Source organism: uncultured Gemella sp., assembly GCF_963537375.1.
Lineage (GTDB): Bacteria > Bacillota > Bacilli > Staphylococcales > Gemellaceae > Gemella.
In genome coordinates this window covers 1-6,939 of the sequence record NZ_CAUTDQ010000059.1, presented here as the reverse complement: position 1 = coordinate 6,939, position 6,939 = coordinate 1, and the positions used below count along the sequence as shown (strand labels likewise).

Annotated in this window: 3 protein-coding genes; 1 reads left to right on the top strand and 2 read right to left on the bottom strand. The window is 29.3% G+C overall.

Going from position 1 to position 6,939, the window contains the following annotated elements:
- The coding region (locus RYK99_RS08460) for a pneumococcal-type histidine triad protein (RefSeq protein WP_314991788.1) at nucleotides 1-2,748 on the top strand (2,748 nt) is incomplete at its 5' end.
- Between the two features lie 133 nt (nucleotides 2,749-2,881).
- Here RYK99_RS08460 and serS read toward each other — a convergent pair.
- Together serS and RYK99_RS08450 are read right to left on the bottom strand one after the other, a co-directional pair.
- Entirely contained in the window at nucleotides 2,882-4,162 is a 1,281-nt protein-coding gene (gene serS / locus RYK99_RS08455) for a serine--tRNA ligase (RefSeq protein WP_003146984.1), read from the bottom strand.
- A 317-nt stretch (nucleotides 4,163-4,479) separates the two neighbouring features.
- Nucleotides 4,480-6,939, bottom strand: a 2,460-nt coding sequence (locus tag RYK99_RS08450; protein ID WP_314991786.1) for a pneumococcal-type histidine triad protein, incomplete at its 5' end; no start/stop codon positions are given.

The following is a 6,939-nucleotide window of genomic DNA, read 5'->3' as shown; positions in this document are numbered from 1 at the left end:
GATAAATTTAGCTATGTTATTACTCCAAATGGGGATGCAATTTCTTACAATGGAAAAACGGAGTTATTAAAAGATATAAATGTCAAAGAAGGTGCGGAGACAAATAGTTCGAATAGTACTGCTAATGTAGAAAACAATTCTATAAATAATAATACAAGCAATAATTCTGCTGCTGATAAAACTGAAACAGCGAATAATTCTTCAGAAAATACTGTAGAAAATAACAATCATAGAGAAGAAAAAAATACTGAAGAAAAAGAAATTGAAGCAAAAATTGACTATGTTGCTAAACAATTAAATATAGATAAAAGTTCTATAAAATTAATAGAGACAGCAGAAGGGAAAGCACTAGTGTATCCACATGGAGACCATAGCCATACTATATTAGTTAAAGATATAGACACATCTAAACCTCTAGCAGATCCACATAGTAATTCAGGAGCTGAGACGTTAAAAAAATTAGGATTCGATGATGATATTATCCATGATATTCAACATGCTTCTGCAGACACAGATTTTCCTGCACATGAATCAAATGTAGAGAAAATGAAAGAGTGGTTAAAAACCGTTAAGTATTTAAATATTGGTCAAAACAAAGATCCACTTAAACGAAGTGGTTTAGAACTTATGCCAAATATAGAAGTTCTTGGAATAGGGTATACACCTATCGACGATATTGCACCTGTTTATAAATTTAAAAAATTAAAACAATTATACGTATCCAGAACAGGTATTAAAGATTATTCATTTATAAAAAATATACCAACATTAGAAGGAATTGATTTTTCTGAAAATGACATTCAGGATATTTCGTTCTTAAAAGATTATCCAAACTTAAAATTAGTATCTGCAGCAGGAAATAACATTGAAAATATCGATGTATTAAAAAATCTTACTAATTTAGAATCGTTGAATTTAGATAATAATAAAATTAAGGATATATCAGCTCTAAAAGATTTAAATCATCTAAGAGCAGTTAGTCTTGAAAATAATAATATTACAAAGTTAGATGCATTAAGTAATAAAAATGAATTAGAGCGTCTATTCTTATCTAATAATGGAGGTTTAGAGTTAGCGACTCTTAAAAATGATAATTTAGAACAGTTGACGGTGAATAATACTAATATAAGAGATTTAAGTGTTGTATCTAACTTACCTAAATTGAAAAAATTAACAGCAAATGATAATAAAATTACAACATTATCTCATTTGAAAAATGCTAAAATTTTAGAAAGTGTAGAAGTTAATAATAATAAAATTGATAGTTTAGATTTTGAGAACAAAACAATTACTAGTTTAGAAATCAAAAATAATAAACTAGAGGATATTAATAATGTTCATAAACTATCTGCGCTTGAAAATTTAGATGCTAGTGGTAATAAGATAAGTGAATTTCCAACTAATAAACAAGATAAGCTGATTAATTTAACAGTTAGCAATAATGTTATTAGAACAATGGAAAATGTTAATAATCTTACAGCACTAAAATACTTAACAATGTCAAATAACTATGTAGCATCACTAACATTAAAAGAAAAAAATAAAACATTAGAATATCTAGATATAAGTCACAATACTATTCCGAAAGAAGAGTTAGAGATTCCTAGTGGTGGAAATATTCCAAAAGGAATAATGAGTAACTTTGAAAAAGTCGAAAGTGGGGACATAAAAGAGAATTATACTTTAACTGCTGATTATATTACAGAACAAGCAGAAAAACTACAAGAAGAGATATTGAAACTAAAAGATGAGAAAAAATTAGCACCAGAAGTTGCTGATGAGTTAAAACAAAAAGCACGTATTATTTATCTTGATATGTCTTACAGTGTAGATCAAAGTAGAAATAAACAAATTGAATTAGAAAGACAATTGAGTGAAATAAGAAAACAAGTTAAAGATAATTTAGTAACACCAACTGCTGAGATAACTAACAAAGAAGATTCAGTTACAGAACACTCTAATGCTGAAGTAGAGCATCCTTCAGAAGAAAATAATAATAGTGAAGTTGAAGAACATAAATTTGTCTTTGATGTTAACAATATAGTGAGTGAAGAAGGGGATGGCTATATTGTAAAACATGGAGATCATAATCACTTTATCAAAAAATCAGAATTATCAGCTAAGCAATTAGAAGAAGCAAAAGAGTTCTTAGCTAAGAAAGCAGAAACTACAACAACTATAGATAAAGTAACGTTAGATAGTAAAAAGAATTATGTTGCTCTATTCTATGGATTAAATGTTAGTGACATTTCAGTTGATAATAATGCGTTAGTATTTAATTATAACGGTTCAGTTAAGCGTCTTTTACTCAATGATATAACTGTTCCGGTGATGAGTTCAGACTTGGAGGGTGATTTTGAAAAAGAAATAACGGCGTTAGCAAGTAGTATGAATACAACTGTTGAACATATTCAAGTACAAGATGGACAAATGATAGTAAATCATGGGGATCATAATCATTATTATCCAATTAAGAGTCCAGGATGGAGATTATATAATCAAAATAAAATACCTTATATAGAAATACCTAAAGTAAATGGTAATATTGATGAAGCTGTTGTTAATAGTAGACTTACTGAATTAGAAAATAAGGCACAGGTTGTTTTAGCTAATAATCCAGTTAAATTAAGAAAAGTGTTAAATTGGTTAAATAATTTCAGAGATGTTAGTCTAGCATGGCATGTAACAGGAACAGATGGATATTTACAAGCTCTAGACAAATTTGAAAAAACTCAAATAGATATATAACTCTATATTACAAAAATTAAAAGTAGTGGATTGATAAAGGAAACTTGATCCACTATTTTTAATGTATTAGGCTATTAAAAAATTCCAAGAGGATTTATATAAACCTCTTGGAATTTTTTAGTTTAAAATAAAATTAATCTCTTTCGATTTTTGTGATTCCACGCATGTATGGACGTAGAACTTCTGGTACTGTGATTGAACCATCTTCATTTTGATAGTTTTCAATAATTGCAGCTAAACAACGTCCAACAGCTAATCCAGAACCGTTTAGAGTGTGAACAAATTCAATTTTACCTGTGTCTTCACGTTTGAATCTCATATTAGCACGACGAGCTTGGAAATCTGTACAGTTTGAACATGAACTGATTTCTTTATATGCATTATAACTTGGTAACCATACTTCTATATCATATGTTTTAGCGCTTGAGAATCCTGTATCTCCAGAACATAGAGTGATAACACGATATGGTAAGTTTAATTTTTTAAGGATGCTTTCAGCATGACCAGTCATGATTTCTAATTGTTCATAAGAATTTTCAGGTTTTGCAAAACGTACCATTTCAACTTTGTTGAATTGGTGAAGACGGATAAGACCACGAGTATCACGACCAGCACTTCCTGCTTCTGATCTGAAGCAGATACTGAATGCTGTAACACCTTTTGGTAACATATCTTCTGTTAAGATTTCACCATTGTAGTAGTTAGTTAATGGAACTTCTGCTGTTGGGATAAGAGTTAATCCTTCAGATTCAACAGTATAAACATCTTCAACGAATTTAGGGAATTGACCAGTACCGAATAAAGCAGTTCTGTTTACTAATTGAGGTACCATAAATTCTTCATAACCGTGTTCAACTACGTGAGTATCAATCATAAAGTTGATTAATGCACGTTCAAGCATTGCTCCAGCTTTTTTGTAGAACACAAATCTACTTCCAGAAATTTTTGCAGCACGTTCAAAGTCAGCAATATCTAATTCTTCAACTAGATCCCAGTGAGCTTTTGGTTCGAAATCAAATTCTCTAACTTGACCAATACGGCGAACTTCAATATTTTCATCTTCATTTTCTCCAATTGGAGTTTCATCAGAAATTAAGTTAGGGATTCTAATAATTTTTTCGTTAATTTCTTCAGCAATTTGTTTAACTTCAATATCGCGTGTTGTTATTTCATCAGAAACGTGTTTCATCTCAGCGATTACATCTGAAGCATCTTCACGTTTTCTTTTTAAGATTGCAATCTCTTCACTTTTTTTGTTACGAAGTGCTTTTAAATCTTCCACTTGAACAAGAAGTTCACGACGTTTTTTATCTAAGTCGATAAGTAAGTCAACTACATCAGTCTCTAAGTTTCTAGCAGCTAATTTTGCTTTTACCATTTCAGGATTTGCTCTAAATAATTTAATATCTAACATATTTATATTCTCCTTTTGTATATTATTTTTAAATTGAATTAAGTATAAAATAAAAAATCCCTTACGTCGAAGACGTAAGGGACGATTAATTTCTATACCGTGGTTCCACCCAAATTCAATCTTAAAGATTCTTAAAAAATTATATTTGATATTATTTATAGTAGAATTTTAAAATAAACAATAAGTACTTTCAGCCAATGTACTCTCTCTGGAAAAGTTTTTAGATTAAAACATGTCTATAATCAAATTATATATATTTATTTAAATTAATTTTACTCTATGATAAGCTTTGTTGTCAAGTGTTTTTAGAAATTAATTTATTTTTCCTCGGTTGTTTTCTCTGTAGTATTTTCTGATTTTGATGTTGTTGTTTCTTCGTTAGTATTGTGTTTATTGTCATTTGAAATTGTGTTGTTTTCAGAATTTGAAACTTCTTTTTCTGCGTTAAGAGTCGTACTATTTTCGTTATTTGTTTCTGGAGTTTCTTTTGGTTTAGCTCTTGAAACTAGGGCAGCTAATAACTTATCTATATCGTTAATTAATATTGTTTCATTTTTTCCACCAAGGTTGAAATTAACAGCTTTTCCATATGGTGTTTCTATTACATTCATACTATCTGGAGAAAGTCTAAATAGACCAGCAAGTAAGTTTAATTTTGCAGATTCTTCTGGAGTAAGTTCAACTTTTTTAGTTTCTGTTGTACTTTCGTCTTCAGATGTGTTGTTTTCAGTACTTGTTGTATTCTCATCTTTAGGTTTGTTATTTTCAGTACTTGTTGTGTTTTTATCTTTAGGTTTGTCGTTTTCAGTACCTGTTGTGTTTTCATCTTTAGGTGTATTAGTTTCACCACTTGGTGTACTATTTACCTTATTATTTTCATTAGTTGTAGAGTTATTTTCTTCTTTATTACTTGCATTATTTGATGATGAATTATTATTTTCATCTTTTTTACCTGCATATTTTTCGAAATCAGTGTTATCATAATTTGCTTTAGAAAATTCAAGTGGGAATGATGGATCATTTGCTTCTTTAGCGAATTGATCTGCAGATGAACGAAGTGTCATACCATCCTCATCTTTTTCATTAAGTTTATTATAGTTTTCACCGAATTCAGCCTTAGTACTTGAATTGTGTTCAAGAGCGTAATGTAGTGCATTTTTCGCATTAATTAATCTTGTAACAAGTGTTCTCATTGGTGTTCTTGTTATAAATGCTTGAGATTCGTAAGAATCTTTTACAAGTGAAGAAAGTTCCTCACGTAGTTTATTATCAATCTTGTCACTATCAATGTTTTCTAAGAAATATTTTATGTAACTTACTGTAGTAATACTTTCACGGTCTTCAAATTTTTGTAATTCATCTAATAAGTGATTGATTTTGTTTAAAGTATTAACATCTTTGTTTTCACTGGCTATGTTTAATTCATTAGTTAACTCTACTTTTGAAAGATTGTACTTTTCAATATCGTTATCTTTAACACGATTTAATAGAGTATTATATTTTTTAACAAATTCATCATTTTTAGAAGTATCAGCATTTGTTTCTTCTTGAATGTATTTTTTATCAAAGTTATCTAACATTTCTAGGTAACCTTTAGTAGAGTTAGTAGGTAATTCTTCAATTGTCGCACGTAACTGATCTAATGCACGATTAACACGATTTGCTTGTTTTTTATCATTACTATGTTTAGCGATATTACTTGCTTTTAGTTCATCGATATGTTTGAATACAGCTTCTTTATCGAAATCACCAGCAACATAAGTTCCAGTTATGTTAGGAATTCTATTTTTGTAGTAAATATCTGCACCTTTAGATAGTATTTTAACGAAATGATCGTGATCCCCATGAGGAATTACAAATTTATCTCCATCTCGTTTAATTTTATCAGCAGGAATACCAGTACGTTTTGATAAAGCAAGTAATTCATTTTCGAAATCAACTTCATCGTCACCTGTAACCTCAGGAATATGAAATTTATCACGAGGTATTAAGTAAGGGTGAATATGAGTTGGATCATATGCATGAGCAGGTTCGTTAAATACAAAGAAGTCTTTTGTAACTTTAACAGCTTCTTTTGGTACTCCATAAACCTCAGCGATATAATTAATTTGTTTTTGAATTTCATCCGTAATGTTTACTTCAGTTTCGTCAACGTGAATCGCATTTAGTAATACGGTATGGCTGTGATCACCATGAGGGTAAGTTAATGCTTGTCCATTTTCAGTTTCTACTAATTTAATTAATTTAGGATCGATACCTAATATTTTTGCTAAATGGTTAATTTTTTTAGTAACTTCCTCAGAATAAGTTTCGTTGTTACTTTCGGGTTGTTTATTTTCTACTTTATCTTCCACTTTTGGAGTTTCTTTTGGTGGAGTTACAACATTATTGTTTACAGAATTTATTTCTTCTAATAGTGTAGTTGTTCCATTGTAAGAAAGAGCATCTCCTTTTGCTGTAGAGACATATTTAATAGTATTTTTATCAATATTATTTTTACTTGCTAAGTAGTTTATTTTTTCAGTTACTTTATCTTCTAATTCTTTATATTCTTTTTTAGCTTGTTCTAAATATTTTTGAGGGATTAGTTTTTCAAATTTAGAATTTACTAATTGTTTATAATAAACAAAGTGTTGGTGCCCATTGTGATCAATGACTAATCCTAATGATGTAGGAGTACCTACTGTATTTTCTTCTAATACAAACCCATCACTAGTTTTAAATTGAACTCCAGCGAATGATAAAACGCTAGGTTTTACTTCTGTAACGTTATCTTT

What these genes read in the sequence shown, in the direction of transcription:
- serS (WP_003146984.1), bottom strand. Translation starts at nt 4,162, where the DNA reads ATGTTAGATATTAAATTATTTAGAGCAAATCCTGAAATGGTAAAAGCA.